This is a genomic window from Vibrio xiamenensis (assembly GCF_900100015.1).
Taxonomy (GTDB): Bacteria; Pseudomonadota; Gammaproteobacteria; order Enterobacterales; family Vibrionaceae; genus Vibrio; species Vibrio xiamenensis.
The window spans coordinates 40,781-65,097 of the sequence record NZ_FNDD01000031.1; the positions used below are offsets into that span (position 1 = coordinate 40,781).

Here is a 24,317-nt window from a genome sequence, read left to right on the forward strand (position 1 = left end):
GAGCTACTCTCTCACTATTTATCCTTGTTCTATTGTGCCATGTTCCACATGAAACATCTTGCCTTTATCATCTCGCATGTCTGCGATTTGATGCTCGGTAATAGAACTTACAAAAACTTGAGCCCCCGTCGCTTTTAAACAATCGGCAAGACGTTTACGACGTTGGCTATCTAATTCAGACGCGAAATCATCAATCAAATAGATGCACTGCTTACCCGTCTGCTGAGTCAAGTGCTGACCTTGAGCAACGCGCAGTGCGCACACCATCAATTTTAATTGACCTCGTGACAGAACATCTTCAACTGGTGTTCCGTTCACTTTAATTCTCAAATCTGCCTTGTTTGGGCCACTGACCGTGTAACCCAATGCTTGATCACGGTCGAAATTGTTTTCCAGCAACTCACTATAGGCGGTATCTTTTTCCCACCCACGGTAATACTTGAGCTGGATTTCAAACTCTGGCAAAAATGCTTGGCACAAGGCTTGTGCCTGGCCACCCAGTTGCGCGACATATTCCGATCGCCACTCACTGATTTGCTCGGCCAAAGTCGCGAGCTGCTGATCCCAATAGCTAAGCTCACGATAGCTTCTGGCGGTTTTGAGCAGGGCATTACGCTGCTTATTTAAACGCTTAAAACGCCCCCATGCGTCATAAAAAGCGCTTTGGCTATGGAACACACCCCAATCAATAAATGCGCGGCGATGTTTCGGTCCGTCGGTAAGCAATTCAAACCCTTCCGGGTGAATTAACTGCAACGGAATAACCTTGGCAAGCTGAGCTAACTTTTGCCCAGACTGACCGCCTATTTTAACCTCTGTTGAGCCATCACGCTGCTTATTAATGCCAACCGGTAACTCAAATTGATCCGAGTTCAAAAAAAGCGCAGTTTCTTGGTCATTATTTGCTTCCGGTTGACGAATTCTACCGTGGACAAATAACTCATCGCATTGATTTTGAATCACTCTTCCAGTTAGCGAACTTTTAAACGAACGCCCATGGCCGAGCATATAAATGGCTTCAAGCACACTGGTCTTACCGCTGCCGTTCGGGCCGATAAGAAAGTTAAAGCCTGATGATAGTTCAATATCACAGGCTTTAATATTACGAAACTGCTGTATGATTAAGCGGTTAAGAGGCATTCAAGTTCGGCTTATAAACGAATTGGCATAACCACATACATGGCGCTATCGTCTTCAGAATTTTCAATCAAAGCACTGGCGTTAGCATCCGACATCGACACGCGAACATTGTCGCAACGCAGTGTATTCAGCACATCAAGCACATAACTCACGTTAAAGCCGATCTCGATAGGCTCGCCCTCAAAGCTGACATCAAGCATTTCTTCCGCTTCTTCTTGCTCAGGGTTATTAGCAGTAATGCACATCTCTTCACCGCTGAGATTCACTCGCACGCCGCGGAATTTTTCATTCGACAAAATCGCCGCGCGAGAAAATGCTTGGCGCAGTTCATCACAGCCAGCGATTAACGTTTTAGTGGTGCTTTGTGGCATAACGCGGCGGTAATCCGGGAAACGGCCATCAACCAACTTTGAGGTAAACACAAAGTTGTTCACTTCTGCGCGCACATTTGAACTGCCGATTTGCAAAACCACGGTTTGCTCTGGTGCATCAAGCAATTTAACCAATTCCTGTACACCTTTGCGCGGTACGATAATTTGCTGTTGAGCAAATTCGCCATCTAATTCGGTGCGAGCCACTGCCATACGGTGGCCATCGGTTGCGACGCTGCGCAAAGTGCTACCATCGATTTCAAACAACATACCATTGAGGTAATAACGCACATCTTGGTTTGCCATCGAAAACTGGGTTTTTTCAATCAAACCTTTCAGGTCAGCTTGAGTCATGGTGACTTCAACGTCACTTTGCCAGTCTTCAATGTTAGGAAAGTCATTGGCCGGTAAGATCGACAAAGAAAAACGACTGCGTCCAGAACGAACTTGCACGCGATCGCCTTCGTAAACAAACGTGATCACGGCATCGTCAGGTAAACCGCGGCAAATATCGAGAAATTTGCGTGATGGTACGGTAATGCTGCCCGATTCCCATTCACCCTCTAAGCTCACACGACTGATCAATTCCACTTCTAAGTCAGTTGCCGTCATCGACAATTGGTTATCTTCGACTTTAATCAGTAAATTACCGAGAATCGGTAAACTTGGACGGCCACCTAAAGCGCCCGACACTTGCTGCAAAGGCTTTAACAGATGACTACGTTCAATAGTAAATTTCATAGTGCGCTCTTAACGATTAGCTGTGAATAAGTATAGTGCTTAGGATACGCATAACGCGATGATTTAAGAAGAAAGAGTACGAATCAAGTTCGAATAATCTTCTTTAATATCGTGGCTTTCTTCACGCAATTGTTCGATTTTACGACATGCGTGCAGAACAGTGGTGTGGTCGCGACCACCAAAGGCATCACCGATTTCCGGCAAGCTGTGGTTAGTCAACTCTTTAGACAGTGCCATCGCCAACTGACGTGGACGTGCAACAGAACGCGAACGACGTTTTGACAGCAGATCCGCGACTTTAATCTTGTAGTATTCAGCGACGGTTTTTTGAATGTTATCTATGGTCACCAACTTCTCTTGCAGCGCAAGCAGATCACGCAGCGCTTCACGAACAAAATCAATCGTAATTGGTCGGCCAGTAAAGTTTGCGTTGGCAATCACGCGATTAAGTGCGCCTTCAAGCTCACGAACGTTAGAGCGCAAGCGCTTAGCAATAAAGAACGCTACTTCATCAGCAAGATGAATTTGGTGATCTTCGGCTTTCTTCATCAAAATCGCCACGCGTGTTTCTAGCTCAGGCGGTTCAATCGCTACCGTTAAACCCCAGCCAAAGCGCGACTTCAAGCGATCTTCTACGCCGTTGATCTCTTTCGGATAACGGTCAGAAGTCAAAATGATTTGCTGATTGCCTTCAAGCAATGCGTTGAACGTGTGGAAAAACTCTTCTTGAGAACGCTCTTTGTTAGCAAAGAATTGAATATCATCAATAAGTAACGCATCAACACTGCGATAGTAACGCTTAAACTCTTCAATCGCATTGTTTTGTAGTGCTTTCACCATGTCTTGAACGAAACGTTCAGAGTGCATGTAAACGACTTTGGCATTGGGATTGTTATCCACAATTGCGTTGCCCACCGCGTGAAGCAAGTGTGTTTTACCTAAACCTGTACCACCGTAGAGAAACAGCGGATTATACGCAGCGCCTGGATTATCAGACACTTGGCGCGCCGCAGCCAAACCTAATTGGTTGGATTTACCCTCAACGAAATTGTTGAATTTATGTTTAGGGTTGACGTTGGAACGATGGTTAATGTCTGCCATCGCTTCTCTGTCGTCATCCCAAGTTTTGTGGATCGGTTTACGGGCTTGTAGTTGCGCAGGCGCAGACGACTCAGCGGCAACATCCGCAGGAGTACGTTGACGCTGTTGTCTTGGCTCTGCTACTGGGCGAGAAACTGGCTTGCTGCCGACTTCAAAACGCAGGCTAGGAATATCGTTGCCACAATATTCCTGCAACAGACGATTAATGTTGTTGAGGTATTTATCGCGCACCCAATCCAACACAAAACGGTTCGGTGCAAACAAGGTGAGAGTATTGTCATTTAGCTCCGCTTGTAACGGACGAACCCACATGCTGAATTCTGTTGCTGGTAGCTCTTCTTGAAGCTGTTGCAGACACTGCAACCAAAGCGAAGATGACACGTTGCCCCCACTCAATAAATCGACGATCGGAAAAGAACGACAATCTTACCTGTTGATAACCAAGATCGCCAGCAAATGATCGTTGATCCAGTGAATAAGATCTAAGTTATTCACAATGATTTCGCCCGATTAGATGAGATCTGCACACCTCGTACTATTTTTACTCACAGTTTGATCCACATTTGAGTGTTTTTGGCCGGATCCTGCTGATGGTGATAACTGTGTGAATGAAAAAAGTTACCCACGCAAAATCCACGACTTATCCTATAAATGAGTATGGCTTATACAAACTTATTCCGAAGCCATCTAGGTTATCTCACTTAGTTATTTATCTAATTAACAGTAGGTAAAGTAGAATTCTGTACTATAAAAAATAAGGATTCACATTATGAAAAACTGGTTAAAGGTGGCGATCGCCGCTATTGCTCTTTCTGCAGCAAGTGTTCAAGCCGCGACTGAAGTCAAAGTAGGCATGTCTGGACGCTATTTTCCATTTACGTTTGTTAAACAAGATAAGCTTCAAGGCTTTGAAGTAGACCTGTGGGACGAGATTGGTAAGCGTAACGATTACACGGTGAAATATGTCACCGCCAACTTTTCAGGTCTATTTGGTCTGTTAGAAACCGGCCGTATCGACACCATTTCTAACCAAATTACCATCACCAAAGAACGCCAAGCTAAATACCTATTTGCCGATCCGTATGTGGTTGATGGCGCGCAGATCACGGTACGCAAAGGTAATAATGCAATCAAAGGTCTTGATGATCTGGCAGGAAAAACCGTTGCGGTAAACTTAGGATCGAACTTTGAACAGCTACTGAAGAAGTACGATACGCAAGGCAAGATCAATATTAAAACCTACGACACAGGTATTGAACACGATGTTGCTCTTGGCCGTGCCGATGCCTTTGTGATGGATAGACTCTCCACACTGCAACTTATCAAAGAAACCGGCTTACCATTGCAACTGGCTGGTCAACCGTTTGAAACCATCGAAAATGCTTGGCCATTCGTGAACAACGAAAAAGGTCAACGCCTACAAAAAGAAGTTAACCAAGCACTGGCTGCAATGCGTGAAGACGGCACTTTGGCTAAAATTTCTGAAAAATGGTTTGATGCCGATATCACCAAATAAATCGTCATCCTAACCAGGTTCTAAGCACTGCGTTTGCCGATGCAGTATAAAGGTGGAATTTCGATTCCACCTTTTCTTATCTCTAAAAGGTACCGCTATGGGTTTTGATTTTGATTACATGCTGGGTTTAATGCCAATCCTGCTTAAATACCTCAGTACCACAATGGAAATGGCGTGTTGGGGCATGGTGTTTGCGTTGATACTCTCGGTGGTTCTCGCCAACATTCGTGTTTTTCAAATTCCAGTGCTGAATCAAATCAGCCAGCTTTACATCAGCTTCTTTCGTGGCACGCCGCTACTGGTGCAGTTATTTCTGCTTTATTATGGGCTGCCACAAATTTTCCCTATCTTAGTTGGCTTAGATGCCTTTTCGGCAGCCGTGATTGGGTTAACCCTGCACTTTGCCGCGTATATGGCAGAAAGCATTCGCGCAGCGATCATCGGTATCGACCGCAGTCAGATGGAAGCTAGTTTGTCGGTCGGAATGACGGTTCCACAAGCGATGCGCCGAGTCATTCTGCCGCAAGCCACTCGCGTTGCTCTGCCTTCATTAATGAATTATTTCATTGATATGATCAAATCCACCTCGCTGGCGTTTACTTTAGGCGTGGCTGAAATCATGGCCAAAGCGCAAATGGAAGCCTCATCGAGCTTTCGATTTTTTGAGGCTTTCTTAGCGGTCGCCCTGATTTATTGGGGTGTGGTGCTGATTTTGACGCGAATTCAAACCTGGGCAGAAACCAAACTCAATAAGGCGTACGTGCGATGATTAAATTAGCCAACATTCATAAACGCTTTGGCGACAGTGAAATACTCAAAGGGATTGATTTAGAGATTAATCGCGGTGAGATCATTGTGGTGATCGGCTCAAGTGGTACCGGTAAATCTACTTTGCTGCGCTGCATTAACTTTTTAGAAAAGGCCGATCAAGGTCATATCACCATTGATGACATTAGTGTTGACGTAGAACGTTACAGCAGAGCCGAAGAATTAGCGCTCAGACGAAAAACCGGTTTTGTGTTTCAAAACTACGCATTATTTGCTCACATGAATGCCAGACAAAATATTGCAGAAGGGCTTATCACGGTGCGCGGTTGGAACAAACAGCAAGCCTTAGATAAAGCACAGCAGATTTTGGACGATATTGGTTTAGGTGATAAGGGTGATGCGTATCCAGCGTCACTGTCTGGCGGTCAGCAGCAACGAGTCGGAATTGGCCGCGCGATGGCACTACAACCAGAACTGTTGCTATTTGATGAACCAACTTCAGCGTTAGACCCAGAATGGGTTGGAGAAGTGCTGGCACTAATGAAAAAGTTAGCCACGCAGCACCAAACCATGCTAGTGGTCACCCATGAAATGCAGTTTGCTCGAGAGGTCGCCGATCGAGTGATCTTCATGGCAGAAGGGCACATTGTCGAACAAGGTTCGCCTCAACAACTGTTCGGCAACCCGCAAGATCCACGCTTGCAAAAGTTTCTTCGCCAAGTTGGAGTCGAATAAAGTTCGAGGATCAAACTCGATCGATCCTTGAGATTTCGTTCACACTCCGTATAATCGCCCGGCCGGAATATCTCATGACTCCAGTCATTGACACTGAGGGTCACTGTGATTACAATTCCGCCTCTTTGTTGAGAGGCGTCGGTGTTTTCCTCTTTAATTAAAAGAGTAAACGGAAGCCCACGCCGGGTTAACATTGACCTAAAACTACTGATCAGTAAAGGTAATAAACATGAAACGCACTTTTCAACCTTCAGTTCTAAAGCGCAAACGTACTCACGGTTTCCGTGCTCGTATGGCAACTAAGAACGGTCGTAAAGTAATTAATGCACGTCGTGCAAAAGGCCGTAAGCGCCTATCAAAATAATCGCTCGTTTATTTTGAATACGTACGCGTTCAATCGGGAGTTACGTCTGTTAACTCCCGAACATTATCAAAATGTCTTTCAGCAAGCTCACCGAGCAGGCTCACCTCATTTCACCATCATCGCTCGTAATAACAACCTATCTCATCCTCGACTAGGTTTAGCCGTTCCGAAAAAGCAAATTAAAACCGCCGTTGGCCGTAATCGCTTTAAACGTTTGGCCCGCGAGAGCTTTCGTAATAAACAACATCAACTTCCAAGCAAAGATTTTGTTGTCATTGCCAAGAAAAGCGCTCAGGATCTGAGCAATGAAGAAATGTTCCAGTTGTTTGATAAGCTATGGCATCGCCTGTCTCGCCCCTCGCGTGGTTAGCCATCGGGCTAGTCTACTTATACCGCTGGCTAATTAGTCCACTAATTGGTCCACGTTGCCGCTTTACGCCAACGTGCTCTAGGTATGCGATCGAAGCACTGAAAGCTCACGGTTTTGTAAAAGGGTGTTGGTTATCAGGCAAACGTCTATTAAAATGCCACCCTTTGAATGAAGGTGGGTATGACCCAGTACCGCCAAACCAAAAACATGACAGAGATAAATAACGATGGATTCTCAACGTAATATCCTGTTAATCGCGCTAGCACTGGTTTCTTTTCTGCTTTTCCAACAATGGCAAACAGCAAAGAACCCAGCTCCTCAGCCGGTTGAACAGACTCAATCAAGCAGCTCGCTACCTGCGCCGTCACTGGCTGATGATTTAGACCCGGCTCCTGGAGCAACTCAGGCATCGGCAAAAACCATTACCGTTAAAACTGATGTATTGACTCTGTCTATTGACACAGTTGGTGGTGATGTCGTTACTGCAAAACTAAACAAATACGACGAAGAGCTTGATTCTAATACTCCTTTTGTATTGCTAAAGAATTCACCTAGCCACCAATTTATCGCCCAAAGCGGTCTGATTGGCGCTCAAGGTATCGATTTAACCAGCAACAATCGTCCTAGCTACCAAGTTCAAGGCGATAGCTTCACTCTGGACGAAGGCCAGGATGAACTTCGCGTTCCAATGACTTACAGCGCAAACGGCATTGATTACACCAAGACTTTCGTTCTCAAGCGTGGCAGCTACGCAATGGACGTCGTTTATGATGTAGCTAACCACTCAGGCAGCAATGCAACGGTTGGTATGTACGCGCACTTACGTCAAAGTGTTGTCGATGACGGTGGCAGCATCACTATGCCGACTTACCGCGGCGGTGCTTACTCAAGCGAAGACACTCGCTACAAAAAATACAGCTTTGACGATATGCAAGACCGCAACCTGTCTATCCCGCTACCAAGCGGTAAAGGCTGGGCGGCTATGATTCAACACTATTTCGCCACCGCATGGATTCCGCGTAACGAGCCAGGTACTAGCCTTTACACTCGCGTTATCGGCAACGTTGGCGATATCGGTCTGCGCATGCCAAACAAAACCATCGCAGATGGTAGCCAAGCGGAAATGAAAGCGACACTTTGGGTTGGACCTAAACTGCAAGACCAAATGGCGGCAGTGGCTCCAAACCTAGACTTGGTAGTTGACTACGGTTGGCTATGGTTTATCGCAAAACCTCTTCACTCACTGCTTTCATTCATTCAAAGCTTCGTGGGTAACTGGGGTGTAGCAATCATGTGCTTGACCTTCATCGTTCGTGGCGCAATGTACCCACTAACCAAAGCGCAATACACCTCAATGGCCAAAATGCGCATGCTGCAACCTAAATTGGCTGCAATGCGTGAACGTATCGGTGATGATCGCCAACGTATGAGCCAAGAGATGATGGCGCTGTACAAGCAAGAGAAAGTAAACCCATTGGGTGGCTGTCTACCGCTAGTACTGCAAATGCCAATCTTCATCTCGCTCTACTGGGCATTGATGGAATCGGTTGAGCTTCGTCACTCACCATTCTTTGGTTGGATTCATGACTTGTCAGCGCAAGACCCTTACTACATCTTGCCGATCCTAATGGGTGCAAGTATGTTCATGATCCAAAAAATGAGCCCATCAACAGTAACGGATCCAATGCAGCAAAAGATCATGACCTTTATGCCGGTGATGTTTACTGCATTCTTCTTGTTCTTCCCATCAGGCCTAGTACTTTACTGGTTGGTGTCGAACGTAGTGACGCTGATTCAGCAAACTCTGATTTATAAGTCACTAGAGAAAAAAGGCTTACACTCCAAGAAGTAAAAGCAAATTGACTTGATAAAGGCGGCCTAAAAGGTCGCCTTTTTGTTTTTGGCTGATTACAATTCAGCTAATCATTTAATCCACAGAGTTGGCATTCAATACACCAACCACAGGCAAAACTATGACCACAGAGACCATTGTTGCTCAAGCGACCGCATTAGGTCGTGGTGGCGTCGGAATCATTCGTGTTTCAGGCCCGCTCGCGGCACACGTTGCACGCGAAGTCACCGGCAAAGAATTACGTCCTCGCTACGCAGAATACCTGCCATTTAAAGCGCAAGACGGTATGCAACTTGACCAAGGCATCGCACTTTTCTTCCCTAATCCAAACTCGTTTACGGGTGAAGATGTGCTCGAACTGCAAGGTCATGGTGGCCCAGTCGTGATGGACATGTTGATTAATCGCATCCTCAAGATTGAAGGTATTCGCACCGCTAAGCCAGGTGAGTTCTCTGAACGGGCATTCCTTAACGATAAGCTTGATTTAGCCCAAGCTGAAGCGATAGCCGACCTTATCGACGCCAGTTCTGAGCAAGCTGCCAAGTCCGCGCTACAGTCGCTACAAGGGGCATTTTCCAGCCGAATTAATCAGCTGGTGGAATCGCTCATCCATCTGCGTATTTACGTTGAAGCGGCGATTGATTTTCCAGAAGAAGAGATCGACTTTTTGGCTGACGGTAAAGTGGCCAGCGATTTACAAGCCATCATCGATAACCTCAACTCAGTGCGTAAAGAAGCCAACCAAGGCGCGATTTTACGTGAAGGGATGAAAGTGGTGATCGCAGGGCGTCCTAACGCAGGTAAATCGAGCTTGCTTAACGCTTTATCAGGTAAAGAGTCTGCGATTGTAACCGATATCGCCGGCACCACTCGCGACGTACTGCGCGAGCACATCCACATTGATGGTATGCCATTGCACATCATCGATACCGCAGGTCTGCGCGTCGCTTCTGATGAAGTCGAACGCATTGGTATTGAACGAGCTTGGGAAGAAATCGCTCAAGCGGATCGAGTGCTATTTATGGTTGATGGCACCACCACAGACGCCACCGATCCTCGTGAGATTTGGCCAGATTTTGTCGATCGTTTGCCACCCGAAATGGGCATGACGGTCATTCGCAACAAAGTTGATCAAACTAAAGAGTCTCTTGGTATTTGCCACGTAAACTCACCAACCCTGATTCGCCTTTCCGCGAAAACCGGTGATGGTGTTGATGCGCTACGCTCGCATCTTAAAGAGTGTATGGGCTTTGCTGGTAATAGCGAAGGCGGCTTTATGGCACGTCGACGTCACCTCGAAGCAATTGAGCATGCCGCGCAGCACTTAGATACCGGACAGCAACAGCTAGAAGGCTATATGGCAGGTGAAATATTGGCGGAAGAGTTACGTATTGCTCAGCAATATTTAAGTGAAATCACTGGCGAATTCAGCTCTGACGATTTACTTGGCCGTATTTTCTCTTCATTCTGTATCGGCAAATAATTCAACGACAAGCGATGCTTAACAAGGACAACGCATGATACAAATCATTACCGGCAGCACTTTAGGTGGTGCGGAATATGTGGGCGATCATTTAAGTGATCTCCTCATCGAACAAGGCCACGAGACCACTATCCACAACCAACCTGATTTGGCAGAGATCCCCGCACAAGGCACTTGGTTGATCATCACGTCAACCCATGGAGCGGGGGATTATCCAGACAATATCCAACCCTTTATTGCCGCGCTACAAGACACGCCACCACGCATGAGTAACGTTAAGTATGCCGTGATCGCGATTGGCGACTCTAGCTACGATACGTTCTGTGAAGCAGGCAAACACGCCTACGATTTACTGCAAGATATTGGCGCAACCCCAATAACGGATTGCTTAACCATCGACGTAACTGTCGATGCATTGCCAGAAGAAGCTGCGGAAGCGTGGTTAAAAGAGCATATTGAGCAGTTCTAAATCATCATAATGATAAAAAAAAGCAGCCTAGAGCTGCTTTTTTTATACATCAGATAGGGACTAAGTTGGGGATAATCGGTGACTGAAAAAAATACCGTTCATTATTTAACCAATTGAGCTGTGTATAAATAGATCGTTTTCCAGTGATTAACCTATAGTTATCCAAATGATAACTTTGAAGGTAACCACCCCTTGTGTATAAGTGCCAATTTTGATCCCAGCTAATCCTCGCTTAGATCAGGATCAGATCACATGATATGATCCATTTCAGATCCATGATCTTGTTGATCATTTTTCGGTTATCCACAAAGATCGTCGATCCTAATAATAGTACTAATAAAAAAGATCTCTATATAGATCTTATATATATTAAGTATCAGGACCTTAAATTAAAAAATACAAAACCGATTTTCTCTGTGTTGGAAAGAAGGTAGAATGTCGCTCTTTTATCTATCTCATACTCGCTTGGATACCAGAGGTCGGTTCATGCTTTACCACGAAACATTTGACGTCATCGTAGTTGGTGGCGGTCATGCAGGAACGGAAGCCGCACTTGCAGCAGCAAGAACAGGGCAAAAAACCCTCTTATTGACTCACAATATTGATACTTTAGGTCAAATGTCATGCAACCCAGCAATTGGTGGCATCGGCAAAGGACACTTAGTCAAGGAAGTTGATGCTATGGGCGGTTTGATGGCAGAAGCCATCGATCACGCTGGTATCCAGTTCAGAACATTAAATGCATCGAAAGGCCCGGCAGTTCGAGCCACCCGTGCTCAAGCTGATCGCGCTCTTTACAAAGCTTATGTTCGCCACGCTCTTGAAAACGCTCCTAATCTGACGTTATTCCAACAGTCAGTGGATGATCTGATTGTTGAAAATGATCAAGTCCGTGGAGTTGTGACTCAAATGGGCCTTAAATTTCACTCTAAAGCGGTTGTATTGACCGTTGGCACCTTCCTTGGTGGAAAGATCCATATTGGCCTAGAAAACTTCGCAGGAGGCCGCGCAGGCGATCCTCCATCGATCGCTCTTGCTGATCGTTTGCGTGCTTTACCGTTTCGCGTTGATCGCTTGAAAACCGGTACACCACCACGCATTGACGCGCGCAGTGTCGATTTTTCTCAGCTAGAAGCACAACATGGTGATAACCCAACACCGGTGTTTTCATTCATGGGTAAACGTGAGCATCATCCGCATCAAATTCCTTGTTACATCACTCACACCAATGAGAAAACTCATGATGTGATTCGTAACAACCTTGATCGTAGCCCAATGTATTCAGGGGTTATTGAAGGTATTGGTCCGCGTTACTGTCCGTCAATTGAAGACAAAGTGATGCGTTTTGCGGATAAGAACAGCCACCAAATCTTTATCGAACCTGAAGGGTTAAATACTCACGAACTTTATCCAAATGGCATCTCCACCAGCTTGCCATTTGATGTTCAAGTCAAGATCGTTCAATCAATGAAAGGTTTTGAAAACGCGCATATTGTTCGTCCAGGTTACGCGATTGAATACGATTTCTTTGATCCTCGCGATCTCAAACAAACCTACGAAACTAAGTTTGTGTCTGGTCTGTTCTTTGCGGGACAAATCAACGGCACCACGGGTTACGAAGAGGCTGCAGCCCAGGGCTTGATGGCGGGTCTGAACGCGAGTTTGTTCAGTCAAGACAAAGAGGGTTGGAGCCCACGACGCGATCAGGCCTACATGGGCGTGTTAATCGATGATCTTTCTAGCATGGGTACCAAAGAGCCGTACCGCATGTTTACCTCGCGTGCGGAATACCGTTTGTTACTGCGTGAAGACAATGCTGATTTACGTTTGACTGAAAAAGCCCATGAGCTTGGTTTGATCGATGAAAACCGCTGGATGCGTTTTAATCAGAAAATCGAAAACATTGAAGCTGAGCGTCAACGTTTGAGCAGTTTGTGGGTTAATCCAAATTCTCAAGGCATTGAGAAATTGAATGGATTACTCAAAACTCCAATCGTACGCGAAGCCAGTGGTGAAGATCTGCTGCGTCGTCCAGAAATGACATACGATCAACTGGTTGAACTTGAAGCCTTTGCTCCTGCGTTGGCTGATGATCAAGCGGCAGAACAAGTTGAAATTCAAGTTAAGTACGAAGGTTACATTAAGCGCCAGCATGACGAGATTGAGAAATCGCTGCGCCATGAACACACTAAGTTGCCATTCGATCTTGATTACCGCGATGTAAAAGGGTTATCAAACGAAGTGGTGGCCAAACTCAACGAAGCCAAACCTGAAACCTTAGGCATTGCTTCGCGTATTTCAGGTATCACGCCTGCAGCCATCTCGATTCTGTTAGTCCACCTCAAAAAGCAAGGGCTACTGAAGAAGGGAGAGGCAGCATAATGAACGCGCTGCGTGAACAACTTGATGCATTAATCGCTAAAACCGATTTAGAAGTGTCCGATCAGCAAAGAAGCCAACTCGTTGGCTATGTCCAATTGTTGGACAAATGGAATAAAGCGTATAATCTGACATCTGTGCGCAACCCAAGTGATATGTTAGTTAAGCATATTCTTGATAGTATAGTGGTCAGTACTCACTTACGTGGTGAGCACTTTATTGATGTGGGCACAGGTCCTGGTTTACCAGGAATACCGTTGGCGATAATGAATCCACAGAAACAATTCACCCTGCTCGACAGCCTGGGAAAACGGATTCGATTTATCAAGCAAGTGATTCACGAGCTTAAGATCGAAAATGTGACCCCTGTCCAAAGTCGAGTTGAAGAATTTCAACCTCCAGTCAAATTTCATGGTGTACTAAGTCGAGCATTTGCTTCAATGGTCGATATGGTTAATTGGTGTCATCATTTACCAGACGAGAAAGAGGGTGTGTTTCTGGCATTGAAAGGTCAAAAGCCTGACGATGAAATTGCGCTACTCCCCGACTGGTGTTCTGTGATCGATATCAAGGCGTTGAGCGTTCCCCAATTAGAGGGTGAGCGCCATCTTGTAATCTTATCGCGCAAGGGATAACAGCGAGGTTCATCGTGGGTAAAATTGTAGCAATCGCCAACCAAAAAGGTGGCGTTGGAAAAACAACAACGTGTATTAACTTAGCGGCATCAATGGCGGCGACCAAGCGTAAGATCTTAGTTGTCGATCTCGATCCGCAAGGTAATGCCACTATGGCCAGCGGCGTCGATAAATACCAAGTCGATGCAACCGCGTATGAGTTGTTAGTTGAAGATGTGCCATTTGAAGAAGTGGTGTGCAAAAAAACCACTGGCCATTATGATTTGATTCCTGCTAACGGTGACGTAACGGCCGCTGAAATTAAATTAATGGAAGTGTTCGCGCGCGAAGTTCGCTTGAAAAATGCATTGGCGAGCGCCCGTGAGCATTACGATTTTATTTTTATTGATTGTCCACCAGCGCTGAATTTACTGACCATCAATGCGATGGCTGCGGCCGACTCCGTGTTGGTCCCAATGCAATGTGAGTATTTCGCTCTGGAAGGTTTAACCGCATTGATGGACACCATTAGCAAGCTGTCTGCTGTGGTAAATGAAAATCTTAAAATTGAAGGTTTGCTGCGTACTATGTACGATCCACGCAACCGACTATCAAACGAAGTGTCTGAGCAGCTTAAAAAACACTTCGGCAATAAAGTTTACCGTACCGTTATTCCACGTAATGTGCGCTTAGCTGAAGCGCCAAGCCACGGTAAACCAGCAATGTATTACGACAAGTATTCTGCCGGTGCGAAATCTTATTTGGCGCTCGCGGGTGAAATGCTGCGTCGTGAAGAAGTTGCTGCTTAATAATATTAACTAAAGGAATTCATCTACATGTCTAAACGTGGTTTAGGTAAAGGGCTTGATGCTCTGCTTTCTACAAGTTCTGTGGCTCGTGAAAAACAGCAAACGGCGATTCAAAGCCAAGCGTTGTCTGCTGATGGTGAGTTAGTTGAACTGTCAGTATCAAGCTTGAAGCCAGGAGTTTACCAACCACGTAAAGATATGTCGCACGAAGCGCTTGAAGAGCTGGCTGCTTCGATTGAATCCCAAGGTATTATTCAGCCTATCGTCGTTCGACCTGTTGATGACAAATATGAAATCATCGCTGGTGAACGTCGTTGGCGCGCAGCAAGGCACGCTGGGCTTCGCCAAGTGCCTTGTATTATCAAAGCTGTGGAAGATCGCGCTGCAATCGCGATGGCTTTGATTGAAAACATTCAGCGTGAAGATCTCAATGTTATTGAGGAAGCTCAAGCGCTGGAACGCCTCCAAGATGAGTTCACACTCACTCACCAACAAGTTGCTGACGTGATCGGGAAATCCCGTGCGACCGTTAGTAACCTACTACGTCTGAACATGCTCGACGAGCAAGTGAAAACGTTAGTAGCCTCCAAACAGCTAGAAATGGGCCATGCTCGAGCACTGTTGGTTCTTGAAAAAGACCAGCAAATTGAAATCGCTCACATGGTTGCCAAAAAGCAACTTACCGTCCGCCAAACTGAAAAAATTGTCAAAAAGTGTCTTGAACCACAGTCTGACGTAAAAAATGAGCCAGAAGACTTAGATGCGCAACAAATCTCGCATAAATTGGGTGAAAAACTCGGTGTAAAAGTGAATATTGTTCGTTCTAAGAGCGGCAAGGCAAAAATGACAATCAGTGTTGATGAACCTCACAAATTAGAACAGCTAATTGCCAAGCTCGAAGGCTAAATGAGATAATTGATCTAAATCAATTGTTCTTAAAAGCAATTATTTGTTGAGAAGTTGTCGGTTACTAAACAAAATTGTAACTTTTTACGCTGATTAGATTGCAATCCAATTAGCTGACCGTATAATTTCGCCAATTTCCCCACTGCAATTTAAGTTTTTAATAATGGGGATATTACTAGAGGTACGAATACATGGTGGCTGCGTTAGCTAGACCAGGACGAGAGCTTGCTAAGCGATTGTTGATGATCCAGTCGAGCGCGGTCATTTTAGTAGCAATAGGAACCACGCTAGCCGTGAATGCTGAATGGGGATTTTCAGCGCTGGTCGGTGGCGGCATTTTTGTCATCGCCAATACCGTATTCGCGACATGTGCATTTCTGTTTAGTGGAGCGCGGGCTGCAAAGAAAATTACAGCTTCGTTCTACACCGGAGAGGCACTGAAGATTCTCATCACGGTGGCACTCTTTTCCTTAGTCTACATGTATATGCAGGTGGAACTCGTTCCCCTTAAGCTAACCTATTTGCTGGCTCTCGGTATTAATATCTTTGCGCCAGTGCTATTCATTAACAACAAAAAATAGGATGAGTTATGGCTGCGCCAGGTGAAGCGCTAACTTCGTCCGGTTACATTGAACACCATTTAACTAACCTTTCTTTACATTCGCTAGGTTTAGTTGAAGAGGCGTCAAGTTTCTGGAACGTACATATCGATAGCCTGTTTTTTTCTTTGTTCACAGGGCTGATTTTCTTAGGAATTTTCCGCTCAGTAGCGAAGAAGGCAACAGTAGGTGTACCGGGTAAGCTTCAGTGTGCTGTAGAAATGATCGTTGAATTTGTCGCGGAGAACGTCAAAGACACCTTTCATGGACGCAACCCATTGATCGCTCCTTTAGCACTAACTATCTTTTGTTGGGTATTTTTGATGAACGTGATGGACTTAGTTCCGATCGACTTCTTACCTTACCCAGCTGAGCATTGGCTCGGTATCCCATACTTGAAAGTGGTACCTTCGGCTGATGTGAATATCACCATGGCTATGGCTCTAGGCGTATTCGCGTTGATGATTTATTACAGCATCAAAGTGAAAGGTCTAGGTGGATTCGCTAAAGAATTAGCATTACATCCATTTAATCACCCTGTCATGATTCCGTTTAACCTACTGATTGAAGTTGTTTCGCTTCTGGCTAAGCCTCTTTCACTTGGTATGCGTCTATTCGGTAACATGTTCGCGGGTGAGGTTGTATTCATTCTTTGTGCGGCAATGTTGCCATGGTGGCTACAATGGATGGGTTCACTTCCGTGGGCAATCTTCCATATTCTGGTAATCCTGATTCAAGCCTTCGTATTCATGATGTTGACAATTGTGTATCTGTCAATGGCACACGAAGACAGTGATCATTAATCATTTTTAAGCTTTTTATTTGGGCATTTAGCCAACAACTATAAATAAATTGGAGATAGTAAATGGAAACTTTACTGAGCTTTTCTGCAATCGCCGTAGGTATTATCGTCGGTCTTGCTTCTCTAGGTACTGCGATTGGTTTCGCGCTTCTAGGTGGTAAATTCCTGGAAGGTGCAGCTCGTCAACCAGAAATGGCTCCTATGCTACAAGTTAAGATGTTCATCATCGCAGGTCTTCTCGATGCGGTTCCAATGATCGGTATCGTTATCGCACTGCTATTCACTTTTGCGAACCCATTTGTTGGTCAGCTAGGTTAATCACTTATTACGTCAGACAAACTGATTTGTCTCTGATTAACACTTAGTCCAAATAGAGGGGTAGCTGTTGTGAATATGAACGCAACTCTGCTAGGTCAAGCTTTCTCGTTCGCACTGTTTGTGTGGTTCTGCATGAAATATGTATGGCCGCCACTAATGAAAGCGATCGAAGAACGTCAGAAGAAAATTGCTGACGGTCTACAAGCAGCAGAACGTGCTGCAAAAGACTTGGATCTGGCACAAGCAAACGCTTCTGAGCAACTAAAAGAAGCGAAACGCACAGCAACTGAGATCATCGAGCAAGCTAACAAGCGCAAGTCTCAAATTGTTGAAGAAGCTCGCGAGGAAGCGAAGGCGGAACGCCAGAAGATCCTTGCGAAAGCAGAAGCGGAACTTGAAGCGGAACGTAATCGCGCACGCGATGAACTACGTAAGCAAGTTGCAACTCTGGCTGTAGCTGGTGCTGAGAAAATCCTTGAGCGTTCTATCGATAAAGATGCGCACAAAGATATTCTCGACAACATTACTGCAAAACTTTAAGGGTGGGGGCGCTTATGTCTGATTTGACAACAATTGCACGCCCCTATGCTAAAGCAGCCTTTGACTTTGCTGTGGAAAAGAATGAACTCGACCTTTGGGGTCAGATGCTTTCTTTTGCCGCTGAAGTCGCAAAAAACGAACAGATGAGTGAATTCCTAACGGGTTCCGTTTCAGCCACTAAGGTTGCTGAAGTATTTGTTGCGGTTTGTGGCGAACAAGTCAACGCGCATGGCCAAAACTTTATAAAGGTGATGGCTGAGAATGGTCGATTAGTGGCCCTTCCTGATGTTTGTAAGCAGTTCTTCTTGTTAAAACAAGAACATGAAAAAGAAATCGACGTCGAGGTTATCTCCGCCGTTGAGCTTTCAGAACAGCAACAAGCAGATATCAGCGCCAAACTTGAACAGCGTCTTGAACGCAAAGTGAAGCTGAATTGCAGTATAGATGAGGCCCTGCTTGGCGGGGTGATTATTCGAGCCGGAGACCTAGTCATCGATAACTCAGCACGTGGTCGTTTGAACCGCCTGAGCGATGCATTGCAGTCTTAATGGGGATTGGAGCATGCAACTTAATTCCACGGAAATTAGCGATCTAATCAAACAGCGTATTGAATCTTTCAACGTTGTTAGTGAAGCTCGCAATGAAGGTACTATCGTATCGGTAAGCGATGGTATCATCCGCATCCACGGCCTAGCGGACGTGATGCAAGGTGAAATGATTGAATTACCGGGCGGCCGTTATGCACTAGCACTTAACCTTGAGCGTGACTCGGTTGGTGCGGTTGTAATGGGCCCATATGCCGACCTTAAGGAAGGCATGAAAGTAACAGGTACTGGTCGCATTCTTGAAGTGCCAGTTGGTCCAGAACTACTAGGTCGCGTAGTCAACACGCTAGGTGAGCCTATCGATGGTAAAGGTCCAATCGAAGCGAAATTGACTTCGCCTGTTGAAATGATTGCACCAGGTGTAATCGACCGTCAATCGGTTGATCAACCTGTACAAACTGGTTATAAGTCAGTTGACTCAATGATCCCAATCGGTCGTGGTCAGCGTGAGCTTATCATCGGTGACCGTCAGACCGGTAAAACCGCAATGGCGATCGATGCAATCATCAACCAAAAAGATTCTGGTATTTACTCTATCTACGTAGCAATCGGTCAAAAAGCTTCGACTATCGCTAACGTAGTTCGCAAACTAGAAGAGCACGGCGCGCTAGCTAACACTATCGTTGTTGTTGCTTCTGCTTCTGAATCTGCAGCGCTGCAATACCTTGCGCCATACGCAGGTTGTGCGATGGGTGAGTACTTCCGCGATCGCGGTGAAGATGCTCTGATTGTTTATGATGATCTATCAAAACAAGCTGTTGCTTATCGTCAGATCTCTCTACTACTTAAACGTCCACCAGGCCGTGAGGCATTCCCGGGTGACGTATTCTACTTACACTCTCGTCTACTAGAGCGTGCTGCTCGTGTAAACGCAGATTATGTAGAGCGTTTCACTAACGGTGAAGTGAAAGGTAAAACCGGTTCTTTGACTGCGCTACCTATCATCGAAACTCAAGCGGGTGACGTATCTGCATTCGTACCGACTAACGTAATCTCGATTACCGATGGTCAGATCTTCCTACAAACTGAGCTATTCAATGCTGGTGTTCGCCCTGCGGTTGACCCAGGTATTTCGGTATCTCGTGTAGGTGGTTCAGCGCAAACTAAGATCATTAAGAAACTATCTGGTGGTATCCGTACTGCACTAGCTTCTTATCGTGAACTTGCAGCTTTTGCTCAGTTCTCATCGGATCTTGATGAAGCGACCAAGAAGCAGCTTAACCATGGTCAAAAAGTGACAGAGCTTATGAAGCAAAAGCAATACGCTCCTATGTCTGTTTTCGACCAAGCGTTAACTATCTACGCTGCTGAGCGTGGCTACCTTGCCGACGTAGAACTGTCACAAGTTCTCGCGTTCGAAGAGGCTTTACTATCGTATGCTCGCGGTCAATACGCTGAATTAGCAGCTGAGATCGACAAGTCGGGTGCTTACAACGATGACATCGAAGCTCAGCTGAAGAAGCTGGTTGACGATTTCAAAGCAACCCAATCTTGGTAATTAGGTCGGTGGCAGTTTCTGCCACCAACTAAAGGAGAGTAACGATGGCCGGCGCAAAAGAGATACGTAATAAAATCGGTAGTGTGAAAAGCACTCAGAAAATTACGAAAGCGATGGAAATGGTAGCAGCTTCAAAAATGCGTCGTTCTCAAGATGCAATGGAAGCTTCTCGTCCATACGCGGAAACAATGCGTAAAGTGATCGGTCATGTGGCAAACGCAAACCTAGAATATCGTCATCCGTATCTAGAAGAGCGTGAAGCTAAACGTGTTGGTTACATCATCGTTTCTACTGACCGCGGTCTATGTGGTGGTTTGAACATTAACGTGTTCAAGAAAGCCATGTTGGATATGCAGTCTTGGAAAGAGAAAGGTGCTGAAGTTGAACTAGCTGTTATCGGTTCAAAAGCGACCGCTTTTTTCAACAACAGTGGCGCAAAAGTCGCAGCTCAGGTTTCAGGATTAGGCGATTCGCCTAGCTTGGAAGACCTTATCGGCTCGGTTAGCGTCATGCTGAAGAAATACGATGAAGGTGAATTGGACCGTTTATACGTAGTGTCAAACAAGTTTGTAAACACTATGGTTCAACAACCAACGATCGATCAATTACTACCTTTGCCTAAATCAGATAGCGAAGAAATGCAGCGCGATCATTCGTGGGACTACATTTACGAGCCTGAACCAAAACCTCTACTCGATGCTCTATTGCTTCGTTACGTAGAGTCACAGGTTTACCAAGGTGTCGTAGAAAACTTGGCTTGTGAGCAAGCAGCTCGAATGATTGCAATGAAGGCGGCAACTGATAACGCAACCAATCTTATTGATGACTTGGAACTGGTGTACAACAAGGCGCGTCAAGCGGCTATCACCCAAGAGTTGTCAGAGATTGTAAGCGGCGCATCAGCGGTTTAAGCATAGGTAAAACGAATTAGTTAGAGGATTAACGATGGCTACAGGTAAGATCGTACAGATCATCGGTGCAGTAGTCGACGTAGAGTTCCCACAGAGCGATGTCCCTCAGGTATACGATGCTCTGAACGTTGTCGATTCTAAAGAGCGTTTGGTTCTTGAAGTTCAACAACAACTTGGCGGTGGCGTTGTTCGCTGTATCGTCATGGGTAGCTCAGATGGTTTACGTCGTGGAATTGTAGTAGAAAATACCGGTGCTCCAATTTCAGTGCCAGTAGGTACTAAGACCCTAGGTCGTATCATGAACGTACTTGGTGATGCGATTGATGAGCGTGGTGAGATCGGTGCGGAAGAGAGCTACTCTATCCACCGTGCAGCACCAAGCTATGAAGAACAGTCAAACGAGACTGCTCTACTTGAAACAGGTGTAAAAGTAATCGACCTAATTTGTCCATTCGCTAAGGGTGGTAAAATCGGTCTATTCGGTGGTGCAGGTGTAGGTAAGACCGTTAACATGATGGAGCTTATCAACAACATCGCACTACAACACTCAGGTTTGTCTGTATTCGCAGGTGTTGGTGAGCGTACTCGTGAAGGTAACGATTTCTACTTCGAAATGCAGGAAGCTGGTGTTGTAAACATCGAAAAACCTGAAGAATCAAAAGTAGCGATGGTTTACGGTCAGATGAACGAGCCACCGGGCAACCGTCTACGTGTTGCACTGACTGGTCTAACAATGGCAGAGCGTTTCCGTGACGAAGGTCGTGACGTACTGTTGTTCATCGATAACATTTACCGTTACACCCTTGCGGGTACTGAGGTTTCGGCACTTCTAGGTCGTATGCCTTCAGCGGTAGGTTACCAGCCAACGCTAGCGGAAGAGATGGGTGTTCTACAAGAACGTATCACGTCAACTAAACAAGGTTCTATCACGTCTGTACAGGCGGTATACGTACCTGCGGATGACTTGACTGACCCATCACCAGCAACGACGTTCGCGCACTTAGATGCAACGGTTGTACTTAACCGTAACATCGCAGCAATGGGTTTGTACCCAGCGATCGACCCACTAGATTCAACGTCTCGTCAGCTTGACCCATTGGTTGTTGGTCAAGAGCACTACGACATCGCGCGTAACGTGCAACAGACGCTTCAGCGCTATAAAGAGCTGAAAGACATCATTGCAATTCTAGGTATGGACGAGCTGTCAGAAGACGACAAGCAAGTAGTATCTCGTGCACGTAAGATTGAGCGTTTCCTAACTCAGCCTTACCACGTAGCAGAAGTATTTACTGGCGACCCAGGCATCTACGTATCTCTTAAAGATACTCTACGTGGATTCAAAGGCCTACTAGCAGGTGAGTACGACGACGTCCCTGAGCAAGCCTTCATGTACTGCGGTACTATCGAAGACGCGCTAGAGAATGCGAAGAAGCTATAAGGCTAACTAGGAGGCGATATGGCAGCAATAACCTTTCACCTAGACGTCGTCAGCGCAGAGAAACGTTTGTTCTCTGGCCGTGTTGAAACGTTTCAGGTGTCCGGTAGCGAAGGTGAGCTTGGTATTTTCCATGGCCACACTCCGCTGCTGACCGCTATTCAGCCTGGTATGGTGCGCATTGTGAAACAACACGGCCACGAAGAGTTTATTTATGTCTCTGGTGGTATTGTTGAAGTTCAACCTGGAACAGCGACTGTTCTAGCGGACACAGCAATTCGTGGTGAAGATCTAGACGCAGCGAAGGCAGAAGAAGCCAGACGCCGCGCTGAGGAGCAAATCCAAAATCAGCACGGTGATATGGACTTCGCGCAAGCGGCCAGTGAACTGGCTAAAGCCATGGCTCAGCTACGAGTAATCGAGTTGACAAGAAAACGTCGTTAATTAAATGACGTAATAAGTACAAAAGGCGGTCATTTGACCGCCTTTTTGCATTCTTAAGCCCAATTTATTGTAGTGTCCGTTAACTAACCATGGTCAATTGGCTTACAATCAACACCATCTTTGACCATTTCTCTGATTTAAAATAGGTTACTTCATGAAGTTTAGTGCTGTCATTCTTGCTGCGGGTAAAGGGACTCGCATGTATTCAAATAAACCTAAAGTTCTTCATACCTTAGCGGGTAAGCCTATGGCCAAGCATGTGATCGATACATGTTCTGCCTTAGGTGCGCAAAATATTCATTTGGTCTACGGTCACGGTGGCGACTTGATGCAACAAGAGCTTGCTCAAGAACCGGTAAATTGGGTGCTACAAGCCGACCAACTTGGCACTGGACACGCAGTTGATCAAGCGGCTGACAAATTTGCCGATGACGAAAAAATCCTGATTTTATACGGCGACGTACCACTGATTACCGAAGAGACGATTGAACGTCTAATTGATGCTCAGCCACAAGGCGGCATTGGTTTATTGACGGTAGTACTTGATGATCCAACTGGTTACGGTCGTATTGTGCGTGAAAACGACTCTGTGGTTGCTATTGTCGAACAAAAAGATGCATCGCCAGAGCAACAACAAATTTGCGAAATTAACACTGGCGTGATGGTCGCAACAGGCAGTGACTTACGTCGTTGGTTATCTGGATTAACCAATAACAACGCTCAAGGTGAGTATTACTTAACGGACGTGATTGCTGCGGCGCATCAAGACGGTCGTCAAATTCAAGCGGTACATCCAGCGAGCCCAATTGAAGTTGAAGGGGTGAATAACCGTGTTCAATTGGCTCGTCTAGAGCGAGCTTATCAAGCCATTCAGGCTGAAAAATTGCTAACTCAAGGCGTGATGCTACGCGATCCGGCCCGTTTTGATCTGCGTGGTGAATTGCAATGCGGTAAAGACGTCGAAATCGATGTTAACGTTATTATCGAAGGCAAGGTTTCTCTCGGTGATAATGTAGTGATCGGTGCTGGTTGTGTTCTTAAAGATTGTGAAATCGATGACAATACTCTAGTTCGTCCATATAGCGTGATTGAAGGTGCGACGGTCGGTGAAGAGTGTACCGTTGGTCCGTTTACTCGTTTGCGCCCTGGTGCTGAGCTGCACAATGATGCCCACGTGGGTAACTTTGTTGAAGTGAAAAATGCGCGTCTTGGCCAAGGTTCAAAAGCCAACCACTTAACGTATCTGGGTGACGCTGAAATTGGTGAACGTGTTAATGTTGGTGCAGGTGCGATTACCTGTAACTACGATGGCGCCAATAAGTTCAAAACCATTATTGGTGATGACGTGTTTGTAGGCTCTGATAGTCAGCTGGTGGCGCCAGTGACAATTGGTAACGGCGCAACTATAGGTGCTGGTACCACATTGACTAAAGATGTGGCGGAAAACGAGTTGGTGATTACTCGCGCTGCAGAGCGTCGAATTTCTGGCTGGCAACGTCCAGTGAAGAAAAAATAATCTGCGTTTAAAGAAAAAGCACCGCTAAGCG

26 protein-coding genes are annotated in these 24,317 nt (G+C 45.8%); 23 read left to right on the forward strand and 3 right to left on the reverse strand.

The window, feature by feature from the left end; genetic code table 11:
- Positions 1-18 precede the first annotated feature (18 nt).
- From recF to dnaA, 3 genes are all read right to left on the reverse strand, one after another.
- A complete protein-coding gene (gene recF / locus BLS03_RS20145) occupies positions 19-1,140 on the reverse strand; it encodes a DNA replication/repair protein RecF (protein WP_093278260.1) in 1,122 nt (373 codons plus the stop codon).
- Between the two features lie 11 nt (positions 1,141-1,151).
- Positions 1,152-2,252 (reverse strand): DNA polymerase III subunit beta, encoded by a 1,101-nt coding sequence (gene dnaN / locus BLS03_RS20150; RefSeq protein WP_093278262.1) that lies wholly within the window; start codon positions 2,250-2,252, stop codon positions 1,152-1,154.
- 63 nt (positions 2,253-2,315) lie between these two features.
- Positions 2,316-3,734 carry a chromosomal replication initiator protein DnaA gene (gene dnaA / locus BLS03_RS20155; RefSeq protein WP_093278264.1) on the reverse strand — a complete coding sequence of 473 codons (1,419 nt, stop codon included), beginning with the start codon at positions 3,732-3,734 and terminating at the stop codon, positions 2,316-2,318.
- A gap of 388 nt (positions 3,735-4,122) precedes the next feature.
- Between dnaA and BLS03_RS20160 the strand changes: the two genes are divergently transcribed.
- The 23 genes from BLS03_RS20160 to glmU all read left to right on the forward strand — a co-directional run bounded on the left by BLS03_RS20160 (position 4,123) and on the right by glmU (position 24,286).
- Positions 4,123-4,869, forward strand: a complete 747-nt coding sequence (locus BLS03_RS20160) for an amino acid ABC transporter substrate-binding protein (protein ID WP_093278266.1) — start codon at positions 4,123-4,125, stop codon at positions 4,867-4,869.
- Positions 4,870-4,966: 97 nt separating this feature from the next.
- Entirely contained in the window at positions 4,967-5,638 is a 672-nt protein-coding gene (locus BLS03_RS20165; RefSeq protein WP_093278268.1) for an amino acid ABC transporter permease, read from the forward strand.
- Complete coding sequence (locus BLS03_RS20170) at positions 5,635-6,372, forward strand: amino acid ABC transporter ATP-binding protein (protein ID WP_093278270.1); 738 nt, start codon at positions 5,635-5,637, stop codon at positions 6,370-6,372. The genes BLS03_RS20165 and BLS03_RS20170 overlap by 4 nt, the downstream gene beginning before the upstream one ends.
- Positions 6,373-6,601: 229 nt before the next feature.
- The gene (gene rpmH / locus BLS03_RS20175; RefSeq protein ID WP_093278272.1) at positions 6,602-6,736 is read left to right on the forward strand and encodes a 50S ribosomal protein L34; all 135 of its coding nucleotides are present in this window, start codon (positions 6,602-6,604) and stop codon (positions 6,734-6,736) included.
- A 46-nt stretch (positions 6,737-6,782) separates the two neighbouring features.
- Positions 6,783-7,106 carry a ribonuclease P protein component gene (gene rnpA / locus BLS03_RS20180; protein ID WP_245696741.1) on the forward strand — a complete coding sequence of 108 codons (324 nt, stop codon included), beginning with the start codon at positions 6,783-6,785 and terminating at the stop codon, positions 7,104-7,106.
- Positions 7,073-7,330 (forward strand): membrane protein insertion efficiency factor YidD, encoded by a 258-nt coding sequence (gene yidD / locus BLS03_RS20185; RefSeq protein ID WP_093278278.1) that lies wholly within the window; start codon positions 7,073-7,075, stop codon positions 7,328-7,330. Before rnpA ends, yidD begins: the two co-directional genes overlap by 34 nt.
- Positions 7,331-7,332: 2 nt before the next feature.
- Positions 7,333-8,958: a membrane protein insertase YidC gene (gene yidC / locus BLS03_RS20190; protein WP_093278280.1), complete on the forward strand. Its 1,626-nt coding sequence runs from the start codon at positions 7,333-7,335 to the stop codon at positions 8,956-8,958.
- Positions 8,959-9,079: 121 nt separating this feature from the next.
- Complete coding sequence (gene mnmE / locus BLS03_RS20195; RefSeq protein WP_093278284.1) at positions 9,080-10,441, forward strand: tRNA uridine-5-carboxymethylaminomethyl(34) synthesis GTPase MnmE; 1,362 nt, start codon at positions 9,080-9,082, stop codon at positions 10,439-10,441.
- Between the two features lie 34 nt (positions 10,442-10,475).
- Positions 10,476-10,910, forward strand: coding sequence for an FMN-binding protein MioC (gene mioC, locus BLS03_RS20200; protein WP_093278287.1), 435 nt, complete (start codon positions 10,476-10,478; stop codon positions 10,908-10,910).
- 486 nt (positions 10,911-11,396) lie between these two features.
- A complete protein-coding gene (gene mnmG, locus BLS03_RS20210; protein ID WP_093278328.1) occupies positions 11,397-13,292 on the forward strand; it encodes a tRNA uridine-5-carboxymethylaminomethyl(34) synthesis enzyme MnmG in 1,896 nt (631 codons plus the stop codon).
- Positions 13,292-13,924 (forward strand): 16S rRNA (guanine(527)-N(7))-methyltransferase RsmG, encoded by a 633-nt coding sequence (gene rsmG, locus BLS03_RS20215; protein WP_093278289.1) that lies wholly within the window; start codon positions 13,292-13,294, stop codon positions 13,922-13,924. The genes mnmG and rsmG overlap by 1 nt, the downstream gene beginning before the upstream one ends.
- A 14-nt stretch (positions 13,925-13,938) precedes the next feature.
- Positions 13,939-14,712, forward strand: coding sequence for a ParA family protein (locus BLS03_RS20220; protein WP_093278291.1), 774 nt, complete (start codon positions 13,939-13,941; stop codon positions 14,710-14,712).
- A gap of 27 nt (positions 14,713-14,739) precedes the next feature.
- Complete coding sequence (locus BLS03_RS20225) at positions 14,740-15,618, forward strand: ParB/RepB/Spo0J family partition protein (RefSeq protein ID WP_093278292.1); 879 nt, start codon at positions 14,740-14,742, stop codon at positions 15,616-15,618.
- A 191-nt stretch (positions 15,619-15,809) separates the two neighbouring features.
- On the forward strand, positions 15,810-16,199 hold the full coding sequence (locus tag BLS03_RS20230; protein ID WP_093278294.1) for a F0F1 ATP synthase subunit I: 390 nt from the start codon (positions 15,810-15,812) through the stop codon (positions 16,197-16,199).
- A gap of 8 nt (positions 16,200-16,207) precedes the next feature.
- Positions 16,208-17,020, forward strand: a complete 813-nt coding sequence (gene atpB / locus BLS03_RS20235) for a F0F1 ATP synthase subunit A (RefSeq protein WP_093278296.1) — start codon at positions 16,208-16,210, stop codon at positions 17,018-17,020.
- A gap of 62 nt (positions 17,021-17,082) precedes the next feature.
- Positions 17,083-17,337, forward strand: a complete 255-nt coding sequence (gene atpE / locus BLS03_RS20240) for a F0F1 ATP synthase subunit C (RefSeq protein ID WP_002540812.1) — start codon at positions 17,083-17,085, stop codon at positions 17,335-17,337.
- Positions 17,338-17,406: 69 nt separating this feature from the next.
- A complete protein-coding gene (atpF, locus tag BLS03_RS20245; protein ID WP_093278297.1) occupies positions 17,407-17,877 on the forward strand; it encodes a F0F1 ATP synthase subunit B in 471 nt (156 codons plus the stop codon).
- A gap of 14 nt (positions 17,878-17,891) precedes the next feature.
- Complete coding sequence (gene atpH, locus BLS03_RS20250) at positions 17,892-18,425, forward strand: F0F1 ATP synthase subunit delta (RefSeq protein WP_093278298.1); 534 nt, start codon at positions 17,892-17,894, stop codon at positions 18,423-18,425.
- Between the two features lie 13 nt (positions 18,426-18,438).
- A complete protein-coding gene (atpA, locus tag BLS03_RS20255; RefSeq protein WP_093278300.1) occupies positions 18,439-19,980 on the forward strand; it encodes a F0F1 ATP synthase subunit alpha in 1,542 nt (513 codons plus the stop codon).
- A gap of 44 nt (positions 19,981-20,024) precedes the next feature.
- The gene (gene atpG / locus BLS03_RS20260) at positions 20,025-20,891 is read left to right on the forward strand and encodes a F0F1 ATP synthase subunit gamma (RefSeq protein ID WP_093278301.1); all 867 of its coding nucleotides are present in this window, start codon (positions 20,025-20,027) and stop codon (positions 20,889-20,891) included.
- Positions 20,892-20,925: 34 nt separating this feature from the next.
- Positions 20,926-22,329, forward strand: a complete 1,404-nt coding sequence (gene atpD / locus BLS03_RS20265) for a F0F1 ATP synthase subunit beta (RefSeq protein WP_093278303.1) — start codon at positions 20,926-20,928, stop codon at positions 22,327-22,329.
- Between the two features lie 18 nt (positions 22,330-22,347).
- On the forward strand, positions 22,348-22,770 hold the full coding sequence (locus tag BLS03_RS20270) for a F0F1 ATP synthase subunit epsilon (RefSeq protein ID WP_093278305.1): 423 nt from the start codon (positions 22,348-22,350) through the stop codon (positions 22,768-22,770).
- Between the two features lie 154 nt (positions 22,771-22,924).
- Complete coding sequence (gene glmU, locus BLS03_RS20275) at positions 22,925-24,286, forward strand: bifunctional UDP-N-acetylglucosamine diphosphorylase/glucosamine-1-phosphate N-acetyltransferase GlmU (RefSeq protein ID WP_093278307.1); 1,362 nt, start codon at positions 22,925-22,927, stop codon at positions 24,284-24,286.
- Positions 24,287-24,317: the final 31 nt, after the last annotated feature.

Coding starts and splice junctions, on each gene's coding strand:
- BLS03_RS20230 (WP_093278294.1), top strand. CDS start 15,810: ATGGTGGCTGCGTTAGCTAGACCAGGACGAGAGCTTGCTAAGCGATTG.
- mioC (WP_093278287.1), top strand. CDS start 10,476: ATGATACAAATCATTACCGGCAGCACTTTAGGTGGTGCGGAATATGTG.
- BLS03_RS20225 (WP_093278292.1), top strand. CDS start 14,740: ATGTCTAAACGTGGTTTAGGTAAAGGGCTTGATGCTCTGCTTTCTACA.
- atpE (WP_002540812.1), top strand. CDS start 17,083: ATGGAAACTTTACTGAGCTTTTCTGCAATCGCCGTAGGTATTATCGTC.
- rsmG (WP_093278289.1), top strand. CDS start 13,292: ATGAACGCGCTGCGTGAACAACTTGATGCATTAATCGCTAAAACCGAT.
- glmU (WP_093278307.1), top strand. CDS start 22,925: ATGAAGTTTAGTGCTGTCATTCTTGCTGCGGGTAAAGGGACTCGCATG.
- mnmG (WP_093278328.1), top strand. CDS start 11,397: ATGCTTTACCACGAAACATTTGACGTCATCGTAGTTGGTGGCGGTCAT.
- atpG (WP_093278301.1), top strand. CDS start 20,025: ATGGCCGGCGCAAAAGAGATACGTAATAAAATCGGTAGTGTGAAAAGC.
- yidC (WP_093278280.1), top strand. CDS start 7,333: ATGGATTCTCAACGTAATATCCTGTTAATCGCGCTAGCACTGGTTTCT.
- atpD (WP_093278303.1), top strand. CDS start 20,926: ATGGCTACAGGTAAGATCGTACAGATCATCGGTGCAGTAGTCGACGTA.
- atpB (WP_093278296.1), top strand. CDS start 16,208: ATGGCTGCGCCAGGTGAAGCGCTAACTTCGTCCGGTTACATTGAACAC.
- atpH (WP_093278298.1), top strand. CDS start 17,892: ATGTCTGATTTGACAACAATTGCACGCCCCTATGCTAAAGCAGCCTTT.
- rpmH (WP_093278272.1), top strand. CDS start 6,602: ATGAAACGCACTTTTCAACCTTCAGTTCTAAAGCGCAAACGTACTCAC.
- BLS03_RS20165 (WP_093278268.1), top strand. CDS start 4,967: ATGGGTTTTGATTTTGATTACATGCTGGGTTTAATGCCAATCCTGCTT.
- recF (WP_093278260.1), bottom strand. CDS start 1,140: ATGCCTCTTAACCGCTTAATCATACAGCAGTTTCGTAATATTAAAGCC.
- dnaN (WP_093278262.1), bottom strand. CDS start 2,252: ATGAAATTTACTATTGAACGTAGTCATCTGTTAAAGCCTTTGCAGCAA.
- atpA (WP_093278300.1), top strand. CDS start 18,439: ATGCAACTTAATTCCACGGAAATTAGCGATCTAATCAAACAGCGTATT.
- BLS03_RS20270 (WP_093278305.1), top strand. CDS start 22,348: ATGGCAGCAATAACCTTTCACCTAGACGTCGTCAGCGCAGAGAAACGT.
- mnmE (WP_093278284.1), top strand. CDS start 9,080: ATGACCACAGAGACCATTGTTGCTCAAGCGACCGCATTAGGTCGTGGT.
- yidD (WP_093278278.1), top strand. CDS start 7,073: ATGGCATCGCCTGTCTCGCCCCTCGCGTGGTTAGCCATCGGGCTAGTC.
- BLS03_RS20160 (WP_093278266.1), top strand. CDS start 4,123: ATGAAAAACTGGTTAAAGGTGGCGATCGCCGCTATTGCTCTTTCTGCA.
- BLS03_RS20170 (WP_093278270.1), top strand. CDS start 5,635: ATGATTAAATTAGCCAACATTCATAAACGCTTTGGCGACAGTGAAATA.